We start from the raw sequence: 20,347 nt of genomic DNA on the forward strand, positions 1-20,347 counted from the left end.
CAGCCCGCCACGCCCGCGCAATGAAGGCCGCCGGAGTCATAGCGTTATTCAGAGTGCAACCGCGACACGATGCTGCTGGCTGTGACCGTGCCGATCGTCTCTCCGTCTTCGACCACGGGGATCGCCTGTCCATCGTCGCCGATTTTGCCAATCAGTTCCGACACCGGCGTTTCCGCGGCAACGGCCCCGTCCGAGCTGGCAGCCGGTGGCCCCATCACATCGCGTGCCGTCAGCACGCCAAGCGGATTCATATTGGCCACAAACTCCGCGACATATTCTGACGCGGGGTTCGAAAAAATCTCGCGCGGGGTGCCGCATTGCACGATGCGCCCACCTTCCATGATGGCGATGCGCCCGCCGAGCTTGAAGGCTTCGTCCAGATCGTGGCTGACGAAGATGATCGTGCGTTTAAGCTCGCGTTGCAGATCAAGCAGCTCGTCCTGCAAGCGGGTACGGATCAACGGATCAAGGGCAGAGAAAGGCTCGTCCATCAGCAGGATCGGGGCTTCGGTGGCAAAGGCGCGGGCCAGCCCCACACGTTGCTGCATGCCGCCCGACAGCTCGCTGACCTTGCGGTCGGCCCAATCGGCCAGCCCGACCAGCTTCAGTTGCGCCTCTGCCCGTTCAAGGCGTTCGCGCTTGGGGACATCCGCCAGTTCCAGCCCAAGCGCCACGTTGTCACGCACGGTGCGCCACGGCAACAATCCGAACTGCTGGAAAACCATTGACACACATTCACGGCGCACACGGCGCAGATCAGCGGCAGAGCTTGCGGTGACATCACAGCTCCAGTCGCCATCATGCACCCGCACCGATCCGCGCACCAGCGGGTTCAGCCCGTTGACTGCACGCAGCAAGGTGGACTTGCCCGAGCCGGACAAGCCCATCAGAACAAGGATCTCGCCCTGTTTGACGTCAAGCGTGCAGTTATGCACCCCAAGGATCTGGCCGGTTTCGACCTCGATCTCGGCGCGGTCTTTGCCTGCATCCATCAAGGGCAGCGCCTTGGCCGGCTTCGTGCCGAACACGATGGATACGTTGTCGAATTCAACGGCGTTTGCGGGGTTGTTCATTTGATCGCTCATTTACGTGTCACCCGTAGCATCCGGTCCAGCATGATGGCGACCACCACAATGATCAGCCCCGATTCAAAGCCAAGCCCCGTGTTCACCTGATTAAGCGCCCGCACCACCGGCACGCCCAGACCATCGGCCCCCACGAGGGCGGCGATCACCACCATCGACAGCGACAGCATGATAGTCTGGTTCAGACCGGTCATAATCTGTGGCAACGCATAGGGCAGCTCGATCTTCCACAGGGTCTGGCTGGGCTTCGCGCCAAAGGCCTGCGCGGCCTCGAGCAGCGCCTTGGGGGTCGATGCGATACCAAGCTGCGTCAGCCTGATCGGTGCCGGCAGCACAAAGATCACCGTCGCGATCAGCCCCGGCACCATGCCGATGCCGAAAAAGACAATCGCGGGAATGAGATAGACGAAGGTGGGCAGCGTCTGCATCAGATCGAGCACCGGTGCCATATAGCGATACATCCGCGGGCGGTGCGCCGCGGCGATGCCGATGGGGACGCCGACGCCCATACACACCACACAGGCCGACAGCACCAGCGTCAGGCTTTCGGTCGTTTCCTCCCAATAGTCCTGATTGAGGATGAACAAAAACCCCACCACGATCAGCAACGGGGTTTTCCAGTTGCGCTGGATCGCCCATGTCAGCGCGCCGAAGACGGCGATGATGATCAGCGGATGCGGCGTTTGCAGCACCCAAAGGATTGCGTCAATCAACCATTCCATCGCGACGGCCAGCCCGTCGAACAGCCACCCGGCGTTGATGAGCAACCAATCAAAGATCGCCTCTGCGGCGTCATCAATCGGGATCTTGTTGTCGGTGAGCCAGTTCATGGGAACCTCCGGAGGACTGTTATCGTGCGATCATAGCAAAAAGGGCCCGCCCAGTGGCAGGCCCTTTTCACATTTTGTTGGATCAATTACTCGACGATGGTCTTAGCCGCGGCCATCGCGTCGCCACCGTCACGTGTTGTAACGCCGTCCAGCCATGTGTTCAGCACGTCAGGGTTGGCCTTGATCCAGGCCGTTGCCGCATCACGTGGCTCTTCGCCATCATCCAGAATGGCACCCATGATTTCGTTCTCCATGGCGAGCGTGAATTCCAGATTGTTCAGCAGCTTGCCGACGTTCGGGCATTCTTCGACGAAACCGGCGCGGGTGTTGGTCGCGACTGTCGCACCACCCAGATCGGGCCCAAAGAAGTCGTCCCCGCCTTCAAGATAGGTCAGGTCAAAGTTCGCGTTCATCGGGTGCGGTTCCCAGCCAAGAAAGACGATCGGCTCGCCCTTGGCGGACAGGCGTTTCACCTGCGCTAGCATCCCCTGCTCGGAGGATTCCTTGACCTCGAATTCGGCCAGATCAAAAGCGTTGTCGTCAATCATCGACTGGATCAGACGGTTGCCGTCGTTGCCCGGCTCAATGCCATAAATCTGGCCGTCCAGCGCGTCTGCATTGGCTGCGATATCGGCAAAGGTCTTGATCCCCAGATCGGCGGCGGCTTTGTTCACCGCCAGCGTGTATTTCGCGCCGGTCAGGTTGGTGCGCACGGTGTCAACCGTACCGTCTTCGCGATAAGGCGCGATGTCGGCTTCCATTGTCGGCATCCAATTGCCAAGAAACACATCTACATCGCCCGCAGCCATCGACGTATACGTCACCGGAACGGAAAGGATTTTTACGTCGGTTTCATACCCCAATGCGTCCAGCACAACGGTGGTCGCAGCGGTTGTTGCGGTGATGTCGGTCCAGCCTACGTCGGAAAAAGTGATTTCGTCACAGCTGGCCGCAGCAAGGCTGCTGGCAAGCGACAAGGTAAGCGCGGTGGTTGCTGCAAGGATTTTCATGGCAGAGGAACTCCCGTTATGTTTATTGTTGGTCGCGCAATAGAGCGCTATCGCGCCCTTCGATGCAACCCGATTTCTATAGGACCGCGCGGCATGATGCAGTGCGGACAAGGAGAAAACCAATGATCCGCATGCCCCAATTTCACCGTCCGCTTTACGCAGGTCGCCCCGCGTGAGCGGCGCAAGCCCTGCGTGGATCGGCGTCGATGTCTCAGACGGACATGTGCATTTGTGGGTGCATGATCCCCGTGGTGACGTGCTGGCACAGGCCGACGGGCCAGTTGCCGATTTGCCCGCCGAGGCGGGGTTTGTTGCCGCACTGACCGACCTGCTGTCGCCCTATTTGTCAGATCACCAGCGCTTGCCGGTGATTGTGGCTGGGCTGCCTGCCCTGCCCGCACACAGTCTGAGGCCGGTGCCAGCGCTGCCCGTTGACGGGGTTTTGGGTCTGGATGCCGACGACCCACGCTTGGATTTACGCGCAGTGCCGGGGCTGAAACAGGCCACTCCGCCGCAGATGATGCAAGGCCCCGAAACTGCGATCGCGGGCTACCTGCAAGCACTGCCAGAGTTTGACGGCGTAATCTGTACTCTTGATGCACAGTCTACATGGAGCCACATCAGCGCCCGCGAGGTGGTCAGCTTTCAAACATTCATGACACCGGCGATGGCACTCCAGCTCGGCGGTGCCGCCCCCCTGTCGCAGGCCGTTGCCGGCGGGACGCTGATTGAAGAGACGTTTGACACGGCCGTGAATGACATCATGGCCCGCCCTCAAAGTTTTGGCACCGCCCTTGCCGAGACTTCTGCGCAAGCCGCCCTTGAGGGGGCCAGTCCCGATGCAGGCTGGTCGCGGCTGATGGGGGCTCTTATCGGGCTCGAGCTTGCCGGATCGCGCCCCTACTGGCTGGGCCGCGAAGTCGTGATCCTATCGGATAGCCCGCTTTCGGCACTCTATACACGCGCGCTCAAAGCGCAGGGTGTCTTGGCACAAGATGTCTCGCGCAGGGAGCAACTGCGCGCAGGGCTTCAGGTCTGTGCAGAGGCAAGCGTCAACTGACGAGACGGGCACACCTAAGGGGAAGCCCCCGGCCTTAGGCCGGGGTGCCACCGTTCTCGGGAAAGAAGCAGGCCGCCGCATGGTGGCCTTGGGTCAGTTCGGGCCGTTCAGAACGGCATTTATCCTGCACCTTCCAACACCGTAGCGCAAAGGGGCACCCGTCGGGAATGGCCAAGGGCGATGGCAGTTCTCCCTCCAGCTTGATCCGTTCTTTCGCGGCACGGGGGTCTGCTTGCGGCGTCGCCGACAGCAGCGCTTTGGCATAAGGATGAAACGGCGTGCCGAACACATCCTCGCGGCTACCGCGTTCGACGGCACGGCCCAGATACATCACGATCACCTCGTCGGCGACGTGACGTACAACGCTAAGGTCATGCGAGATGAACAGATAGGCCAGTTGCAGACGTTCCTGCAGATCGACCAGCAGGTTCAGCACCGAGCTCTGGATCGACAGGTCCAGCGCGGACACAGGCTCGTCCAGCACCAGCACTTTGGGGTCCAGCATCAACGCCCGCGCAATCGCGATCCGCTGGCGTTGCCCGCCGGAGAACATATGCGGATAGCGGTCAAAATGCTCAGGCCGCAAACCCACCAACCCCAGCATCTCGCGCGCCTTGGCAGTACGCTCCTTGCTGCTCATGTCGGGGCGGTTGATCTTGAGAGGTTCTTCGAGGATCGCGCCGATCCGCTGGCGCGGGTTGAGCGAGCCATAGGGGTCTTGGAACACGATCTGCACCGATTTACGCAGCGATGCCCAGTCTTCGCGGACCACGGGTTTGCCATCCAGTGTCAGCGATCCGGCGGTCGGGTCCTCGATCATCGTGACCATCCGCGCGAGCGTCGGTTTCCCGCAGCTGCTTTCGCCTACGACGGCCAGCGTCTTGCCGGGATACAGCGCGAAATCGAGCCCGCCGACGGCCTTGAGCGTGCGCGGCTTGCGAAACAGCCCGCCGCCGACTTCGTAGTGACGCTCTAGCGCCGTTGCAGTCATCACAGGTGCGGTCATGATGCGACCCTTTCGTCTGTGTTCAAGGGGTAGAAACAACGCGCATAGCCCAGATCAGGGCCCAAGGCGGGCGGCGCTTCGGACTTGCATTTGGCGTTGGCGAATTTGCAGCGTGGCGAAAACAGGCATCCTGCGGGGCGGTCGAATTGCCCCGGCACCACGCCCGGAATGGTCGGCAGCCGCTTTTCTGTCGCCCGCTCTGGCAGCGCGTCCAGCAGCGCCGAGGTATAGGGGTGGTGCGGCGCGTCAAATAGCGGGATCACCGGCTGCTCTTCGATCTTTTGGCCCGCATATTGCACGCTGACCCGTTCGGCGGTTTCCGCAACCACGCCCATGTCGTGCGTGATCAAGACCAACCCCATGCCGGTTTCCTCGCGCAGGGATGCCAGCAGGTCAAGGATCTGCGCCTGAATGGTCACATCCAGCGCCGTGGTGGGTTCATCAGCAATCAGCAGCTTGGGCTTGCAGGCAATCGCCATGCCGATCATCACACGCTGGTTCATCCCGCCCGACATCTGGTGCGGGAAAGGCGGACAGCCGCTTTTCGGGATCGGGGATGCCGACCTGTTCAAAGAGCTCAATCGCGCGTTTCTGACGTTCGCGGCGGCCCATGCCAAGATGCACCCGTAGGGCCTCGCGGATTTGCCAGCCGACGGTAAAACACGGGTTCAGGGATGACATCGGTTCCTGAAAGATCATCGCCAGATCATTGCCGACGATCTTGCGGCGCGCTTTGGCATCCATCGTCAGCAGGTTGTGCCCGTCAAAGGTCAGCTCGTCCGCGGTGACGGTAGCCGTCCAGGGCAGCAGCCCCATCAGCGCCAGCATCGACACGGATTTACCCGACCCGCTTTCCCCCACAATCGCGAGGATTTCGCTTTCGTTCACGTCTTGGTCGACCCCGTCCACCGCCCGGAACTTGCCCGAGGCCGTGGCGAAATCAACGCTTAGGTTTCTGATACGCAAAAGTGTCATGGCTCAGCTCCGTTTCAGTTTCGGATCAAGCGCGTCGCGCAGGCCGTCACCCATGAGGTTGATCGCCAGCACGGTCACAAGGATCGCCACGCCGGGGAAGGTCACGACCCACCACGCGCGCAAAATGAACTCGCGTGCTTCGGCGAGCATGGTGCCCCATTCAGGAGTGGGCGGCTGCGCCCCCATCCCCAGAAAGCCTAAAGCCGCCGCATCAAGGATCGCGGTCGAAAACGACAACGCGGCCTGCACGATGATCGGCGCAAGGCAGTTGGGCAGCACGGTGACAAACATCAGCCGGAATATCCCCGCCCCTGCCACACGCGCCGAGGTCACGTAATCCTTTTGCCGTTCTGACATGACGCTGGCACGGGTCAGGCGCACATAGTGCGGCTGCAATACAATCGCGATGGCGATCATCGCGTTGGTCAGCGATGGCCCAAGAATCGCCACCAGCACCAGCGCCAGCAGCAACGACGGGAATGCCAAAACGATATCCATCACGCGCATGATGATGCTATCGACCCATTTGGGTGCAAAGCCCGCGATTAAGCCGATGATGATCCCGCCGCTCGCCGCGATTGAAACGACGACGACCCCCACAAAGAAAGAATAGCGCGCGCCCACGATCAGACGCGACAGCATATCGCGTCCCAGCGGGTCGGTGCCCAGAATATGGGTCCAGCTGCCGCCCTCTTGCCACGCGGGTGGCTGTAGGGTGGCGGCGCGGAATTGCTCGGTTGCGTCATGCGGCGCGACCCACGGGCCGAACAAGGCCAGAAAAGCAAAGACCGCAAAGATATACAGCCCGATGACAGCGCCACGGTTTTCGCGAAAGTAGAACCAGAATTCGCGCAAGCGGCCCTGACGTTCCTGAACCATTGCGGCTTCGGCAGAGAGTGCGTCGTCCATATTATCGCTTTCTGATTTTGGGGTTGATGACGCCGTACAGCATGTCGACGGTCAGGTTCACGACCATCACCATCACAGCAATCAGCAGCAGCCCGCCCTGAACCACGGGGTAATCGCGGCGGAAAATACTATCGACCATCCACTTGCCGATGCCCGGCCAGCTAAAGATCGTTTCGGTCAGGATCGCGCCGGCCAGCAGCGTGCCCACCGACAGACCAATCACGGTGATCACGGGGATCAGCGCATTACGCAGCGCGTGGATGCCGTTGATCCGTCCCGGCGACATGCCTTTGGCGCGCGCGGTGCGGATGTAATCCTCGCCCAGAACTTCCAGCATGGCCGACCGCGTCTGGCGCGCGATCACGGCCAGCGGGATCGTCCCTAGCACAATCGTCGGCAAGATCAGATGCCGCACCGCCGAAATAAACGCGCCCTTCTGGCCTGACGCCAGACTGTCGATCAGCATAAAGCCGGTGGGGTTGGGGAAATAGTACAGCAGATCGATCCGCCCCGACACAGGCGTCCATTGCAGGTTGCCCGAAAAGACAATGATCAGCAGCAACGCCCACCAGAAGATCGGCATCGAATAGCCCACCAGTGCCGTGGACATCAGCGCCCGGTCAAAAAACTTGCCTCGGTTCACCGCCGCAATCACCCCCGCCGGAAGGCCAAGCGCGATGGCAAAGATCATCGCACAGACCGACAGCTCAAGCGTCGCGGGGAACAGCGTAAAGAATTCGTCGAACACCGGGCGCTTGGTGACAAAGCTATTGCCCAGATCGCCCTGAAGCACGCCGGTCAGATAGTCCCAGAATTGCACATAGATCGGCTGGTCATAGCCGAATTGTTTGGCCAGTTGGGCATAGCGTTCATCAGAGATTCCGCGCTCGCCCGCCATCACTTGGATGGGGTCATCCGGCAGCGCGCGGATGAACCCGAAGGAGATCAGCGTCACCCCGATGAAGGTCGGGATGAACGTCAGCAGTCGTCCCAGAACATAGTTCAGCATTTTATCACCATCAGCTCTTTGGGGAAGTTGGTCAGCGTTTCATAGCCGTCGTCGGTAATCAGCACGTCATCCTCGATGCGCACGCCGAAATTCCCGATCTCGTAGAGGCCGGGCTCATTGGTGTAAACCGTCCCGGCGGGTAAAGTCATGTGGTTGCCACGCATGATATAAGGGGCCTCGTGGACCTCGCGGCCCAGACCGTGGCCGGTCTTGGTGCGGATGCGGTCCCCATAGGGCGAGGCTTCCAGCACAGAGATCACGGCATCGTCGATGTCATGCGCGGTCACCCCCGCGCGGGTCACGGCAAGCCCTGCCATATTGGCGCGCAGCACGGTGTCATAGACATCGCGCCCCTCGTCGGTGACATGATCCAGAAAAACGGTGCGGGTGATGTCGGCGGCAAAGCCGTTCTTGCGCGCGCCAAAGTCCAGCAGCAGCGCATCGCCCGCCTTGACTGCGTAATCCTCGCGCGCGTGGGCATGGGGCCGAGCCGAGCCATCCGCGGCGGCCACGATGGGACCAAAGGACAGGTCATCCGCCCCTTCCGCGAAAAGCGCCTGCACCAGCGTCTGTTCGATCTGCTTCTCGCTCTGGCCCAGCTTGACGCTGTCCAGCGTGCGCTGGAGGGCGCGTTCGGAAATGCCGATCGCCTCGCGCAGGGCAGAAATATCTTCAGGGGTTTTGATCATCCGCAGTGCCGAGATTTCGCGCTCTGCATCGGTGATGATCAGATCGGGTTGCGCGTCTTTGAACGCATGGTGCACGAACACGCGCATCACCTGCCCCTCAACCGCCAGCGACGTGATGCCCAAATGCTGCGTAAGCGCGGCAAAGGCATCGGCATAGCCTGTCTGATCACGCCAATCGAATACCGCACCGTCAAATCCGACTGTATCCCAGCTGCCCAGTTCAAGGTTCGGCAACAGCACAGCCGCGGGTTTATCCGCAGGGATCACCAGAACAAAGGGGCGTTCGTGGCTCATAAAGCTTTGGCCAACGGCACGCGAAAAATTGGGCCCGGGCACCAGCGCCACGGCATCGACGCCCAAATTGGCGGCCACAGCGGCATAGTCGGCAAGACGTTGGGAGAGATTTTCTGACACGGGGGGTTGCGCCTTTCGTTAACGTGGCCGGGGCCTAGAATAGAGGAAGGGACGGCGCGATATGCACCGTCCCCATTGCTTTGTCATCGCTGTTATTGCGACAGACCAACCTGGTTGAAGATGTGGCCACCCAGCGGGTGCACAACATAGTTTTCAACTTCGGGGCGCATTGGCATGTAAACAACCGAATGCGCGATGGTTGCCCAAGGGGCTTGGTCTTTGAAGATTTCCTGCGCTTTTTCATACAGCGGCGCACGTTCTTCTTGTGTCGGCAGAACCTTGGCTTCCTGAACCAGGGCGTCGAATTCCTCGTTGCACCATTGTGCGCGGTTGGATTTCTCTACGCCGTCGCAGCCCAGCAGAACCGCGAGGAAGTTGTCGGGGTCACCGTTGTCACCTGTCCAACCCAGCAGAACGGCACCATCGCGGTCTTTCGCTTTGGAACGCTCAAGGTATTCACCCCATTCGTAAGAAACGATCTCTACGTCGACACCGACCTTAGAGAAATCTTCCTGCATCAGCTCCGCCATACGGCGGGCATTGGGGTTGTAGGGACGCTGAACCGGCATCGCCCAGATTTTCAGCGTCAGGTCGGATACCCCTTCGGCTTCCAGCGCGGCTTTCGCGGCTTCGGGATCGTATTTGTCATCCTCGATCGCGTCGTTGTAGGACCACATTGTTGGCGGCAGCGGGTTCTTGGCGATTTCGCCGGAGCCCTGGAAAACCACGTCGATGATCGCCTGTTTGTCGATCGCCATATTCAACGCTTTGCGCACGTTGGCGTTGTCGAACGGAGGCATCTGTGTGTTGTACGCCAGATAGCCCACGTTCAGGCCCTCTTGCTCCATCACGACCACATCTTCGGCGTCTTTCATCGCCTGCACATCGGCAGGGTTCGGATAGGCCATGACGTGGCATTCGCCCGCTTGTACCTTCTGGTAGCGCACGGAGGCGTCCGGTGTGATCGCAAAGATCAATGCTTCGACTTTAGCCGGGTCACCCCAGTATGCGTCGTTGCGCACGTAACGGATCACGGCGTCTTTCTGGTAGGCTTGGAAGGTGAACGGGCCGGTACCGATAGGTGCCTGGTTCAGCATTTCCGGCGTGCCGGCTTCCAGCATCGCGTCAGCATATTCCTTGGACACGATCGACGCGAAATCCATCGCCATGTTCGCGATGATCGGCGCTTCGGCACGGGTCAGGTTGAACTGAACGGTATAATCGTCAACCTTTTAAATGCTTTCGACCAGATCTGGCATCGACATCGCACCGTAGTATTCCCACGTGCCACCCGATACTTTGTTGTAAGGGTTTTCGGCGTTGCCCTGACGGTCAAAGCTAAAGATCACGTCATCGGCGTTAAAATCACGCGTGGGCGTGAATTGCGCGTTGCTGTGAAACTTGACGCCCTTGCGCAGCTTGAACGTGACGGTTTTGCCGTCTTCGGACACGTCCCAGCTTTCGGCCAGCGCGGGAATGGTTTCGGTTGTGCCGACCTTGAATTCCGCCAAGCGGTTGTAGACCGGGTGGCTGGACGCGTCAAAGGTCGTGCCCGATGTGTACAGGGCCGGGTCAAAGCCTTCGGGCGACCCTTCCGAGCAATAGACCAGCGACTGCGCCTGCGCCGCAACGCCAAGCGTGCTCAGCAGCAGGCCAGTGGCCATGATTTTCTTAAAAGACATTCGATTTACTCTCCTGGTTGGTAAAGTGGTATGTCCCCACGGCCTCTTTGGGCCGATGAGGGCGATAGGGTTAACGCCTGAGGGGTAACATTTCGCGCAGGCTTTCCACCGGCGCGGCCTCATTCTGTCCGATTTCCCCGGACTTATCGTATTTCATCCGACCGACCCATAATATGCGGGCCTGCCGATCTGTCTTGTTGGACCAGCAATGGGGCGTGGTACCCAGATAATGCAGGCTGTCGCCCGCCGTCATCAGATACTCTCGTTCGCCAACCATCTGCGAGATCTCTCCCTCAAGGATATAGATGATCTCTTCGCCTACATGGGTCACTGTTTCGGACTCGTAGCCGGGCGGGACATTCATCACATAGGATGTCATCTCGTGACCCGCGCGTTCAGCACCGATCTGTTCATATTCAATCGACGATCCTGCCACCGCAAAACGGGGCCGTCCGGCACCGCGGGTCAGACTGTCGACCGTACGCGGGGTGCGCACAAAGAAATCCGTATCTACCTCAAGCGCGGCGGCGATCTGGCTAAGCGTGCCAAGCGTCGGCGTCGCATTGGCACGTTCCACCTGGCTCAGATAGCCGACCGACACACCGGACGCGGCGGACAGCTGCTGCAATGTCATCGCCATACGGTGACGCTGCATCCGCATGCGATCGCCCAATCCATCCGGTGGCGAAAGCGTTGCCGCCTGTATCGCTGTTGTTGACAAATAATCCCCCGAAAGCACGCTTTGGCGTATCTTGGCGCACAGACTGTCGCGCAACTTTGTTTACGTCAACAATAAAAATTATTGTCAGAGTGAAAACACCTCTAGTTGCCGCGACGGCACTTTGCGTTGAACCCGACACGGATCGCCCACCGTGGCACAGGACCGATTCTATTTATACGTGCACACGCCCCGCGTTCCGATAAACGCACATTTTTTAGGCAAACGCTAGAAAAAACGACACGGACCGCGCCATCAGCCCGCTTGCGCCGTTGCAACAATCAGCCCCACGACACACGCTAAACAGATGACTATGCCCCCACCTCTGCTGGTGTTTACCGACCTTGATGGCACGTTGCTGTCGCATACCTCCTATCGCTGGGACGCGGCCACACAGGCGCTGGATATACTGCGCGATATCGGTGCGGCGCTGGTGATCGCCAGCTCCAAATCTGCCCCGGAGATCATAGAGATTCGCGCCCAATTGGGCTGGACCAATTGCCCCGCGATCATTGAAAACGGCGCAGGCATTCTGCCCCCCGAGAGCACCGACACACCCAAAACGGAGACCTATGTCCGGCTGCGCCGCGCACTGGACAGCTTGCCCGCCAACCTGCGTGACCCGTTCCGCGGTTTCGGCGACATGACGGTGGCGCAGATCGCGCAGATCACGGGCCTGTCGCACAGCGGTGCCGCCAACGCGGCGGAGCGGGCCTTTTCTGAACCTGGCATCTGGTCCGGCAGCGCCGAGTTGCGCAGCACATTTATCGACGCCTTGCACGACCACGACATCCATGCCCGCGAAGGCGGCAGATTTCTCACACTGTCCTACGGGCGCACCAAGGCCGACCAGATGGCCGCGCTGACCGATGCCTTTGCGCCGCGCCATACGCTCGCGCTTGGCGATGCCCCCAACGACATAGAGATGCTGCAAGCGGCAGATTTCGGCGTCATCGTTGCCAACCCTCACCGTGCCCCCCTGCCCCCGATGCCCGGCGAAGACACGGGCCGGATCACCCGTACCACGCTTGCCGGCCCCGCTGGGTGGAACACCGCCGTGCTTGATATGATCGCGCGTCTGAATCTGAACGAAGGAGCGACAAAGCATGGCTGATTTTCATCAAAACGGAAATATCGCGACGTTGCACAATCTGCGCACCCGCTCTCAGGCCGAGATGACCTACGAGCTTGAAACATTCGCGCAGACCCGCAAAATGACGCTGATCCTGCCGTGCCTCTATTCCGAGCTACAAACCGAAGCGATGCCCCGCATTCTGGATGAACTTTCCAAGGTCACCTATCTGCACCGTATCATCATCGGTCTGGACCGCGCCGACGAGGCACAGTTCCGCCACGCCAAAGAGTTTTTCAAAGGCTTAAACCAGAACCATATTGTGATTTGGAACGACAGCCCGCGCATGCAAGCGCTTGAGGCTCAGCTCCAAGATATGGGGCTCGCCCCCGCCGAGAAGGGCAAAGGCAAAAATGTCTGGTCCTCTCTCGGGTATCTGATCGCTTGTCAGGACAGCGCCGTGATGGCGATCCACGATTGCGATATTGTCACCTATACCAACGACCTGCTGGCCCGCCTGATCTATCCGGTCGCCAATGCGAATTTCCCCTATCAGGTCGCCAAAGGCTATTACGCGCGGGTGGGCAGCGACAAGCTGAACGGGCGGGTCACGCGCCTACTGGTTAGCCCGCTGCTCATAGCGTTGAAAAAGGTCGTGGGGGATCGTGACTATATCGATTACCTGCGCGCCTTCCGCTATCCGCTGTCGGGCGAATTTGCCATGCGTACCAATATCCTGCCCGACCTTCGCATCCCATCCGACTGGGGGCTAGAGATTGGCGTGCTGTCAGAGGCATGGCGCAACCTTGCCCCGAAATCAGTCTGTCAGGTCGAAATCGCGGACGACTATGACCACAAGCACCAAGACCTGAGCGAAGCGGATGCCGACGCGGGCCTGAACCGCATGTCCACCGACATCTGCAAAGCGATCTTTCGCAAGCTGGCAGCGGATGGCACGGTGTTCACGCCCAACGTGTTCCGCACTCTAAAAGCGACCTACTACCGTTGTGCGCTGGACCTGCTGGACGCCTATTACAACGATGCCAAGATGAACGGCCTCAGCATCGACCGCCACCAAGAAGAGCGCGCGATTGAACTGTTTACCGAAAACATTATGCGGGCGGGGCATTTCTTTTTGGACAACCCGCACGAGACGCCCTTTATTCCCACGTGGAACCGTGTCCATTCAGCGGCACCGGATTTTCTGACGAAACTACGCGAAGCTGCGGCGGCGGATGATGCCGAATACACCTAATCACGGCAGTGTCTTTCGCCCAGTCAAAAGCGATTGGTGATCCACATGCATTGATAAGGCTCCAGCGTGATGTGATCCGCGCTGGTGGCAATCGGTTCGCCGCTGATCAGGTCCAGCCACGGCTGGTCCTCGATCAGGTTCAGCGCCGCTGCAGAGATCGCAACAGACGCATCACTGACGTTATGCAACGCAAAGATCGACTGCTTGCGATCCAGGCTTTGCCGCCACACGCCAAACACGCGGTCGTCTTGCAGATTCACGGTGAACTGTGTGGCATTGGGGTGAAACGCCTTTTGCTCTTGCCGCACCTTCAAGCGCGCCGACAAATCGCCCAAAACCCGCGCCTGCGCGCTGGCCCCATCGGCCAGTCGGTCACGCAACGTCGGATAGTCCCACCGATGGCGGTTGATCGCGCGGCTCATCCCGCGGTGTTCGACCTGCGCATGATCATTGGGCGTCGCCAGCATCGCGTGAATATAAAAGGCGGGTATCCCCTCCAGCGACATGACGATGGTCTGCGAGCAGATGAACCGTGCATGATGATGGTCGTCCTCGCCCTTAAAGGTCCGCGACAGCGCGTCGTAGAAGGTCGTGTTCAGCTCGTACGGGCTTTGCCCGCCGTCAGGCAGGCTGCGCATCGACACCAACCCGCCGACCTGTAGCACCGTATCAATGACCTGTTGCTTTTCATCCTCGGGCAACAACCCTTCGGCGGGGCGCATGCCGATGCCGTCGTGACTGGCGGTAAAATTCAGATACGCGCAGCCCATCGGCGCGGGCGGCATGGTGCGCTGCCAGCGCCGCAGATGCGCCCCGTTTCCCGACATCATCGCATGCAAAATCAGCGGCGGCAGCGGGAAATTATAGATTGCATGCGCCTCGTCCCCCGCGCCGAAGTAGCTTAGGTTTTCGGCCTTGGGTACATTGGTTTCCGTCAGCAAAATGATCTTTTCGGGCGCATAATCACACAGCAACCGCATCAGCCGGACAATCGCATGGGTCTGCGGCAGATGGATCGACGGCGTGCCGATCTGCTTCCATAGAAACGCCACCGCATCCAGCCGAATGATCTGCACGCCATTGTCCACATGCAGGCGAATGATCCGCAAAAACTCCAGCAGCACCTCGGGGTTGCGGAAATCGAGGTCGACCTGATCGTGGCTAAAGGTGCACCACACGTGACGCGGCCCATTGGGGGTCTCTACCTCTTGTAGCAGCGGCGTTGTGCGCGGGCGCACCACATCGCGCAGATCATCCTGCGGCGAGGCTTCGAAAAAGAACGTGTCAAAAGGGGACTGACCCTGACGGTACGCATTGAACCAATTACCCTGACTTGAGACGTGGTTCAGCACCAGATCCGACATCAGAGTAAAATCGGCGGCGATGCGATTAATATCAGGCCAGTCACCCAGCTGTGGGTTCACCGCGCGGAAATCGGACACCGCAAAGCCGTCGTCAGACGTATAGGGAAAGAACGGCAGAATATGCACGCTATTCAAAATTCCGCGTAGATATCGGTGCAGGAAATCGTTCAGTAGATCCAGCGGTTTATGCGCACCATCCACAATCGAATTGCCGTATGTAATCAACAGCGCATCCTGTTCCGACCACAGCGTATTGCCCGCCACACGGCCCCTCTTGCGCCGGGTTGTGTCCTCGGGCCAAAAGGCGTCCAATACCATGCTGGCCAAAATGTCGACATCCAGTTCGGGGTAGATTTCGCCCAGCAATGCACGAAGCCGATAGCCGAGAGAACGCGCGCTGTCCGTCATGATCTATTGCCTTGTATAAGAGCCATTTCCAGAACCCTAGCGCAGACAACTGCGCGCGACGAGCCAGCATGCCGCGGCCCCCGCCCTGAGGGCACTAAACCCAGAAGGTCGGGAAAACCCGTCTGATTAAGAGGCGCAACGCCCAATCGACGGGCATTTGACGGACCCCGAAGGCGGGATCAGCCTGCAACGGGCCAGATAGTTCAGAACGGTTGGAGAATGCGGTCTGGTCCTCACAGCTTGCCCACTTGCTAATACAGCGTCTTGGGTAGCGAAGAAGATCGACAGGCGGCTTTCGCCCTCGACGTCAAAGCGGTTCGCCGCAAGATTGAAATCCCCTCTCGCCCAGCGCGACATTTGGTATTTTCAGTTTGGATTTCCGACTTAAAAGCGGCTCTAGCGGGTTAAGACACCTTTTGTCAGCGAGGGTAGCTTTGGCACTTTAGCCTTCCGGTCCCGCAATCTTCTATACTGGGGATGCCTTCTATTCTGGGCCTGCGTCGCCCTATCTAGCTGGTATATATCTCGCATGCTATTTTGCCGCGATAGCTCGCCCATCTCTTTCCTCTCCCCCTTCCACTAAGGTTTCGTTGCATTGTCGCTTTGCGCTTAGATGTGCAGCGTATGTTGCGCACGGCCAGCGTGCTTGGAGCGGTAGAGCGCCGCATCAGCGTCCGACAAGACATCCTCCGCGACGGCATCCTGCCCCTTGTCGACCCAAATGCTGCCAATGCTGGCCGAAATCCTGCAGGCCGCACCGTCAAAATCAATTGGCCGCTCTAGCCGTGCTATGATCCGATTGCCAACCTCAGTGAGATGGGCACCGTCTGTGATACCGGGTAGAAGGACCGTAAATTCGTCACCGCCGACGCGGGCAATGGTATCGATCTCTCGGGTGGTGTCGATCATCACACGCGCGGCAGCCTGTAGCACATGATCGCCCGCCGCATGCCCCATGCTGTCATTGACCACCTTAAAGTAATCAAGATCGATCTGCATCACCGCGAACCCCTTTTTCCCCGCAATAAGACGTGCAAGCACATGGTCCATCGCACGGCGGTTCTTGAGACCCGTCAGCGTGTCAGTAAAGGCCTGCTCTTCCGCGGCGATCTTGGCGACCTCTAGCTTCTGGTTCAACGCACGCGAAGCCGCCATCGCCGCCGATTTCGCCTCTATGAGATATAGCATTTCAACCGCTAGATCCGTTGGCGCAAAATCTGCATTGCTTAGCCGATACGCGCGTACCCCGTTCAGGATTGAGATCCCGAAGGACAGGTTGATGACGCAATCGTCTTCCGCGGTTTCTGCATCCTGCCCCCCACTGCGATCCGGCAGTGGGACCAATACCCCCTTCAATATCAATTCCGGCCTTTCACGTAGCGCTAAATGCAGCTTGCGCCCTGCCAAGGGGCGGATCTGCGCGATGCTGCAAGCCATATTGGGACGCCGTATGACGAACTGATCAAAGAAGTTTCTGCCAACCCATGTACCGCGATGGCACAGCTTCTGAACTGTGGGCCCCACATGGCGAATACGTCCACAAGGCCGCACGATAAGATGCATCGGGCAAAGCATATCCAGCGCCGCCTCATAGGCAGCAGCGGTGATCATTCGCTTGCGCCCAACTCAAAGCTGCGTCCCTGTGCAAAGTCCCGGTCAATGATGGTGACGATAATGATCTCCTCCCCCGCAGTGAACCCTTTGCAGTCCAATAGCGCCAATGTGCCATAATCATCCGCGATCACCCGCATAATGCCCATCATCACATACCCAAAGCCCGATACCGGCCCGCGACACGTCAGCGCGAAACGCCAGTCGTCCAGCTGCGTGACCTCCATGGCGGGCAGACGAAGTTCCTCTATCGCGAGGGTGGCACGTTCAGGAAGATCATTGAGAGAATGGAGAAACTCTTCGAAATCGACGCCGCCGAACCGCAGCAGACGGCGCACCCCGTCACGTGCGGGGTTAGACACCAGCCAAGCGCCTAAATCCTCAAGCAGGTCCGGTATCGGGCGGTCCACCACCGCAGACAGGCGCGCAACGACCCGTGGCGTGATGGCGTCATCATAGGTCAGCATCGGCTCAAAGTCGCTCGAGCCCATTGCGCCACATAGATCGGCGCGCAGGGCGACTTGCGTCCATACCGCCCCCCCAAAACTGTCCAGCACGAACCGTTGGATCGTATGGTTGATCAGCCCGTGCATCGCACCCCTCTCTGCCGCTTTCAGGGGGGAAGGTGACTAAAGACCGTTAATAAACACCCAACGGAAACAGCCCCCGAGGGGCGAAAGCCGATCAAATTTATATCAATTCAAAGGCAAACGTCCGACAACGCGTCTATTGCGACCGACTGTCAAGCCACGCAGGCAGGTGGCCAATGTCAGGCAGCACCACATCCGCTGCGGCCTCAAGATCCTGCCGTGTAGCCATTCCAGTCAGCACCGCAACACATGCCATACCCGCTGCACGGCCCGCTGCCATATCATGCAGACTGTCGCCGATCATTGCCACTTCTGACGGGGCCAATCCAACGGCCTTGGCAAAAGCCAGCAATTGCCCCGATGTGGGTTTTGCACCGTAGCCACTGTCGAAACCCGCGATAAAATCAAAATATCCGGTCACCCCGGCTTCTCCCAGATGCGCCCGCGCGGGGGCTTCGGCGTCATTCGTCGCAACACCAAGCGTCAACCCGCGCGTCTTAAACACTTCGAGCAAAGCAATCAGCGGCACGGCCTCTGCCTGCGGGGCGTTTTCTGCCTCGTAATTCAACAGCTGCAATAATTCCGCCTTTGTCATCTCGCTGACCTGAGGGGCAAGCGCCTCCACGATCTCCCCCGGGGTGCCGGCAATGGCAATACTGTCAGCACAGAACGTTTGCGTCCGCACGTCAAACCCGATTTGTTGCCCCAGCAGGGCGGTCCGATCCGCATCCCCCTTGCCAAGCCGCGTGAGGAAGGAATGGGCCCATGCCTCCCATGTGGCGGCGAAATCGAACAGGGTTCCGTCTTTGTCGAACAGCAGGGCTTTGATCATTCTCAAGTCCAATTCATCTGCGCGCCGCCCGGCAAAGACTGCCGCGCCTGCATGATACGGTCGTAGGGCACATTAATCGTGTCGCATAGCCCCGTCACCCATGCGTCATCCATCATGATAAAATCAAGCACAGCGCCAAGAAACACCGGGTCACCCGCTTGCGTGCGCAGGTCTTCGGCCGAGGCACCGGTTGCCCCCATGAATGTCGGCATGAGGTCTTCGTTGGCAGCCAGCCAACCCAGCGCCTGCAAGGCGACTGTTTCAGCGGCATCTTGCTTCATCATATTAAATTCCCTCGCGGCTTCATAATCGAAACACTTTGTTAACCATTCACGGCAACAAAGAGCATTCAAGCCAATTACACGCGAGCGGAGATTGAAGACAAGTGCCGGGTAAAGTCCTTATCGTCGATACTGTTGCCACCAACCGCATCGCACTGAAAACCAAACTCACGACGGCCTCTTACGAGGTACGCGAGGCGACAGCGGTATCGCAGGCCGTTGAAATAGCGCAGCAATACGCGCCAGACATCATTATCGCGACGCACCACCCGGGGGGCCAAGATGCCACGCAACTGTGCCGTGCGCTTGCAGCGTCCCCCCTAACATCACGCATGCCGGTTTTTGCGCTTGCTGACGGGGGGGATCCGGCGATCTGTATCCATTTATTAACCCATGGCGCACAGGAGGCGATGGTAAAGCCGGTAAGCGACTCTCTTTTTCTAGGGCGGGTGCGCAGCATCATACGCGCACGAAATACGCCTGCCCCGTTTTATATGCACGAATCTCTCTGCCCCGCGCCCGGTCTAGCGGAACCGGCCGGTGGCTTTGCGCTTCCGGGAAATTTCCAGATTGTCAGCAGTGGCCAGCCGCGGACATCGGCCTGCCTGTCGCAGCTGCGCAAACGACTGGGCGGCATGGTGACACAAACGACGCCCCGCGATGCGCTTGCCTGTCTCAGGCAAAAGACCCTGCCCGACGTGTTTATCTTGACCCTGACCGGCGCGGACGAGACGGATGAAGAGCAGCTGCGGGTGATCTCTACCCTGCGGGCGAATGCAACCGCGCGCCACTGCGGTATCCTTGTCCTGCAGACGCAGCCCCACCCCGTTGCCGCGGCACATGCGCTGGATCTGGGGGCAGATGACCTGATGCAGCACGGCTTTAACGCCGAAGAATTGGTGCTACGGCTTGAAGGCTTGTTGCAGCGCAAACAACAGGGGGACACGATCCGGCGCGACGTGGATGCCCGCCTGCGCGAGGCGGTGTTTGATCCGCTTACCGGTATGTACAACCGCCGCCATGCCCTCTCGGAAGTGGCACGTCTTGCGGTGCGCATGCGCCAAAAAGGGTTACCGCTGGCGGTGATGCTGGTGGATATAGACCACTTCAAACGGGTGAACGATGCCTTCGGCCATGCCTCCGGCGACGCGGTGCTGGTCGAAACAGCGCGCCGGCTGAAATCATGTCTGCGCCCGCTGGATGTCGCTGGCCGCATCGGAGGCGAGGAGTTCTTGCTTGTGCTGCCCGGAATAACCGAGGACGAAGCGGCGCAGATGGCCAAGCGAATTTGCCGCGCCTATCGCACCACGCCGTTTACCATCCCCGCAAGCGTGCAGCCGATCCATACCACCATCAGCATCGGGCTGTGCATCGCGCAGCCGGAAGACAGCCCGCCTTTGGGCACATCGCAAAGCGCACAGGATCTCGTCGCCCGTTTGATCGACCGTGCGGATCAAGCCCTGTACAGCGCGAAACACGGCGGGCGCGACCGAGTGGGGCTGATCCGGTCGGCCGCATGACGGTGCCACGCGGGATATTTGCAATGC

At 59.5% G+C, this 20,347-nt stretch carries 17 protein-coding genes and 2 pseudogenes; 4 read left to right on the forward strand and 15 right to left on the reverse strand.

Annotation, left to right across the window (positions count from 1 at the left end; genetic code table 11):
* Nucleotides 1–44: 44 nt before the first annotated feature.
* From choV to GLP52_RS06815, 3 genes are all read right to left on the reverse strand, one after another.
* Nucleotides 45–1,085, reverse strand: a complete 1,041-nt coding sequence (gene choV, locus GLP52_RS06805; protein WP_093733216.1) for a choline ABC transporter ATP-binding protein — start codon at nt 1,083–1,085, stop codon at nt 45–47.
* Entirely contained in the window at nt 1,082–1,915 is an 834-nt protein-coding gene (gene choW / locus GLP52_RS06810) for a choline ABC transporter permease subunit (protein WP_093733217.1), read from the reverse strand. Before choW ends, choV begins: the two co-directional genes overlap by 4 nt.
* Before the next feature lie 86 nt (nt 1,916–2,001).
* A complete protein-coding gene (locus tag GLP52_RS06815; RefSeq protein ID WP_093733218.1) occupies nt 2,002–2,925 on the reverse strand; it encodes a choline ABC transporter substrate-binding protein in 924 nt (307 codons plus the stop codon).
* Nucleotides 2,926–3,097: 172 nt separating this feature from the next.
* On the opposite strand from GLP52_RS06815, the gene GLP52_RS06820 reads away from it, so the two are divergent.
* The gene (locus GLP52_RS06820) at nt 3,098–3,985 is read left to right on the forward strand and encodes a 2-dehydro-3-deoxygalactonokinase (RefSeq protein WP_237271912.1); all 888 of its coding nucleotides are present in this window, start codon (nt 3,098–3,100) and stop codon (nt 3,983–3,985) included.
* A 34-nt stretch (nt 3,986–4,019) separates the two neighbouring features.
* On the opposite strand, the gene GLP52_RS06825 is transcribed toward GLP52_RS06820, so the two are convergent.
* The 7 genes and pseudogenes from GLP52_RS06825 to GLP52_RS06855 all read right to left on the reverse strand — a co-directional run bounded on the left by GLP52_RS06825 (nt 4,020) and on the right by GLP52_RS06855 (nt 11,330).
* Nucleotides 4,020–4,991: an ABC transporter ATP-binding protein gene (locus GLP52_RS06825; RefSeq protein WP_237271913.1), complete on the reverse strand. Its 972-nt coding sequence runs from the start codon at nt 4,989–4,991 to the stop codon at nt 4,020–4,022.
* A pseudogene (locus GLP52_RS19660) lies at nt 4,988–5,966 on the reverse strand (ABC transporter ATP-binding protein). The gene GLP52_RS06825 and the pseudogene GLP52_RS19660 overlap by 4 nt, the downstream one beginning before the upstream one ends.
* 3 nt (nt 5,967–5,969) lie before the next feature.
* Nucleotides 5,970–6,875, reverse strand: coding sequence for an ABC transporter permease subunit (locus tag GLP52_RS06835; RefSeq protein ID WP_237271914.1), 906 nt, complete (start codon nt 6,873–6,875; stop codon nt 5,970–5,972).
* 1 nt (nt 6,876) lies between these two features.
* A complete protein-coding gene (locus GLP52_RS06840; RefSeq protein ID WP_237271915.1) occupies nt 6,877–7,884 on the reverse strand; it encodes an ABC transporter permease subunit in 1,008 nt (335 codons plus the stop codon).
* Nucleotides 7,878–8,987: a M24 family metallopeptidase gene (locus tag GLP52_RS06845; protein WP_237271916.1), complete on the reverse strand. Its 1,110-nt coding sequence runs from the start codon at nt 8,985–8,987 to the stop codon at nt 7,878–7,880. Before GLP52_RS06845 ends, GLP52_RS06840 begins: the two co-directional genes overlap by 7 nt.
* A 92-nt stretch (nt 8,988–9,079) precedes the next feature.
* Nucleotides 9,080–10,669: pseudogene (locus tag GLP52_RS06850) on the reverse strand (ABC transporter substrate-binding protein).
* Between the two features lie 70 nt (nt 10,670–10,739).
* Nucleotides 10,740–11,330 carry a helix-turn-helix domain-containing protein gene (locus GLP52_RS06855; protein ID WP_237272663.1) on the reverse strand — a complete coding sequence of 197 codons (591 nt, stop codon included), beginning with the start codon at nt 11,328–11,330 and terminating at the stop codon, nt 10,740–10,742.
* A gap of 364 nt (nt 11,331–11,694) precedes the next feature.
* Between GLP52_RS06855 and GLP52_RS06860 the strand changes: the two genes are divergently transcribed.
* Together GLP52_RS06860 and GLP52_RS06865 are read left to right on the forward strand one after the other, a co-directional pair.
* Nucleotides 11,695–12,501, forward strand: a complete 807-nt coding sequence (locus GLP52_RS06860) for an HAD-IIB family hydrolase (protein WP_237271917.1) — start codon at nt 11,695–11,697, stop codon at nt 12,499–12,501.
* Nucleotides 12,494–13,714, forward strand: a complete 1,221-nt coding sequence (locus GLP52_RS06865; protein ID WP_237271918.1) for a glycosyl transferase — start codon at nt 12,494–12,496, stop codon at nt 13,712–13,714. The genes GLP52_RS06860 and GLP52_RS06865 overlap by 8 nt, the downstream gene beginning before the upstream one ends.
* A 23-nt stretch (nt 13,715–13,737) precedes the next feature.
* Here GLP52_RS06865 and GLP52_RS06870 read toward each other — a convergent pair whose 3' ends face one another.
* From GLP52_RS06870 to GLP52_RS06890, 5 genes are all read right to left on the reverse strand, one after another.
* Nucleotides 13,738–15,486, reverse strand: a complete 1,749-nt coding sequence (locus GLP52_RS06870) for an alpha-amylase family glycosyl hydrolase (protein ID WP_237271919.1) — start codon at nt 15,484–15,486, stop codon at nt 13,738–13,740.
* A gap of 609 nt (nt 15,487–16,095) precedes the next feature.
* A complete protein-coding gene (locus tag GLP52_RS06875) occupies nt 16,096–17,097 on the reverse strand; it encodes a GGDEF domain-containing protein (RefSeq protein WP_237271920.1) in 1,002 nt (333 codons plus the stop codon).
* Nucleotides 17,094–17,690: a heme NO-binding domain-containing protein gene (locus tag GLP52_RS06880; protein ID WP_237271921.1), complete on the reverse strand. Its 597-nt coding sequence runs from the start codon at nt 17,688–17,690 to the stop codon at nt 17,094–17,096. The genes GLP52_RS06875 and GLP52_RS06880 overlap by 4 nt, the downstream gene beginning before the upstream one ends.
* 133 nt (nt 17,691–17,823) lie before the next feature.
* Nucleotides 17,824–18,519: an HAD family hydrolase gene (locus tag GLP52_RS06885; RefSeq protein WP_237271922.1), complete on the reverse strand. Its 696-nt coding sequence runs from the start codon at nt 18,517–18,519 to the stop codon at nt 17,824–17,826.
* A gap of 2 nt (nt 18,520–18,521) precedes the next feature.
* A complete protein-coding gene (locus GLP52_RS06890; RefSeq protein WP_171048974.1) occupies nt 18,522–18,800 on the reverse strand; it encodes a DUF3572 domain-containing protein in 279 nt (92 codons plus the stop codon).
* Nucleotides 18,801–18,904: 104 nt separating this feature from the next.
* Between GLP52_RS06890 and GLP52_RS19585 the strand changes: the two genes are divergently transcribed.
* Nucleotides 18,905–20,320 (forward strand): diguanylate cyclase domain-containing protein, encoded by a 1,416-nt coding sequence (locus GLP52_RS19585; protein ID WP_237271923.1) that lies wholly within the window; start codon nt 18,905–18,907, stop codon nt 20,318–20,320.
* Nucleotides 20,321–20,347: the final 27 nt, after the last annotated feature.

This window comes from Sulfitobacter sp. M22 (assembly GCF_021736025.1).
In the GTDB taxonomy this organism is placed as follows: Bacteria; Pseudomonadota; Alphaproteobacteria; order Rhodobacterales; family Rhodobacteraceae; genus Sulfitobacter; species Sulfitobacter litoralis.

What these genes read in the sequence shown, in the direction of transcription:
- choV (WP_093733216.1), bottom strand. Translation starts at nt 1,085, where the DNA reads ATGAGCGATCAAATGAACAACCCCGCAAACGCCGTTGAATTCGACAAC.
- choW (WP_093733217.1), bottom strand. Translation starts at nt 1,915, where the DNA reads ATGAACTGGCTCACCGACAACAAGATCCCGATTGATGACGCCGCAGAG.
- GLP52_RS06815 (WP_093733218.1), bottom strand. Translation starts at nt 2,925, where the DNA reads ATGAAAATCCTTGCAGCAACCACCGCGCTTACCTTGTCGCTTGCCAGC.
- GLP52_RS06825 (WP_237271913.1), bottom strand. Translation starts at nt 4,991, where the DNA reads ATGACCGCACCTGTGATGACTGCAACGGCGCTAGAGCGTCACTACGAA.
- GLP52_RS06835 (WP_237271914.1), bottom strand. Translation starts at nt 6,875, where the DNA reads ATGGACGACGCACTCTCTGCCGAAGCCGCAATGGTTCAGGAACGTCAG.
- GLP52_RS06840 (WP_237271915.1), bottom strand. Translation starts at nt 7,884, where the DNA reads ATGCTGAACTATGTTCTGGGACGACTGCTGACGTTCATCCCGACCTTC.
- GLP52_RS06855 (WP_237272663.1), bottom strand. Translation starts at nt 11,330, where the DNA reads ATGCGGATGCAGCGTCACCGTATGGCGATGACATTGCAGCAGCTGTCC.
- GLP52_RS06860 (WP_237271917.1), top strand. Translation starts at nt 11,695, where the DNA reads ATGACTATGCCCCCACCTCTGCTGGTGTTTACCGACCTTGATGGCACG.
- GLP52_RS06865 (WP_237271918.1), top strand. Translation starts at nt 12,494, where the DNA reads ATGGCTGATTTTCATCAAAACGGAAATATCGCGACGTTGCACAATCTG.
- GLP52_RS06870 (WP_237271919.1), bottom strand. Translation starts at nt 15,486, where the DNA reads ATGACGGACAGCGCGCGTTCTCTCGGCTATCGGCTTCGTGCATTGCTG.
- GLP52_RS06875 (WP_237271920.1), bottom strand. Translation starts at nt 17,097, where the DNA reads ATGATCACCGCTGCTGCCTATGAGGCGGCGCTGGATATGCTTTGCCCG.
- GLP52_RS06880 (WP_237271921.1), bottom strand. Translation starts at nt 17,690, where the DNA reads ATGCACGGGCTGATCAACCATACGATCCAACGGTTCGTGCTGGACAGT.
- GLP52_RS06885 (WP_237271922.1), bottom strand. Translation starts at nt 18,519, where the DNA reads ATGATCAAAGCCCTGCTGTTCGACAAAGACGGAACCCTGTTCGATTTC.
- GLP52_RS06890 (WP_171048974.1), bottom strand. Translation starts at nt 18,800, where the DNA reads ATGAAGCAAGATGCCGCTGAAACAGTCGCCTTGCAGGCGCTGGGTTGG.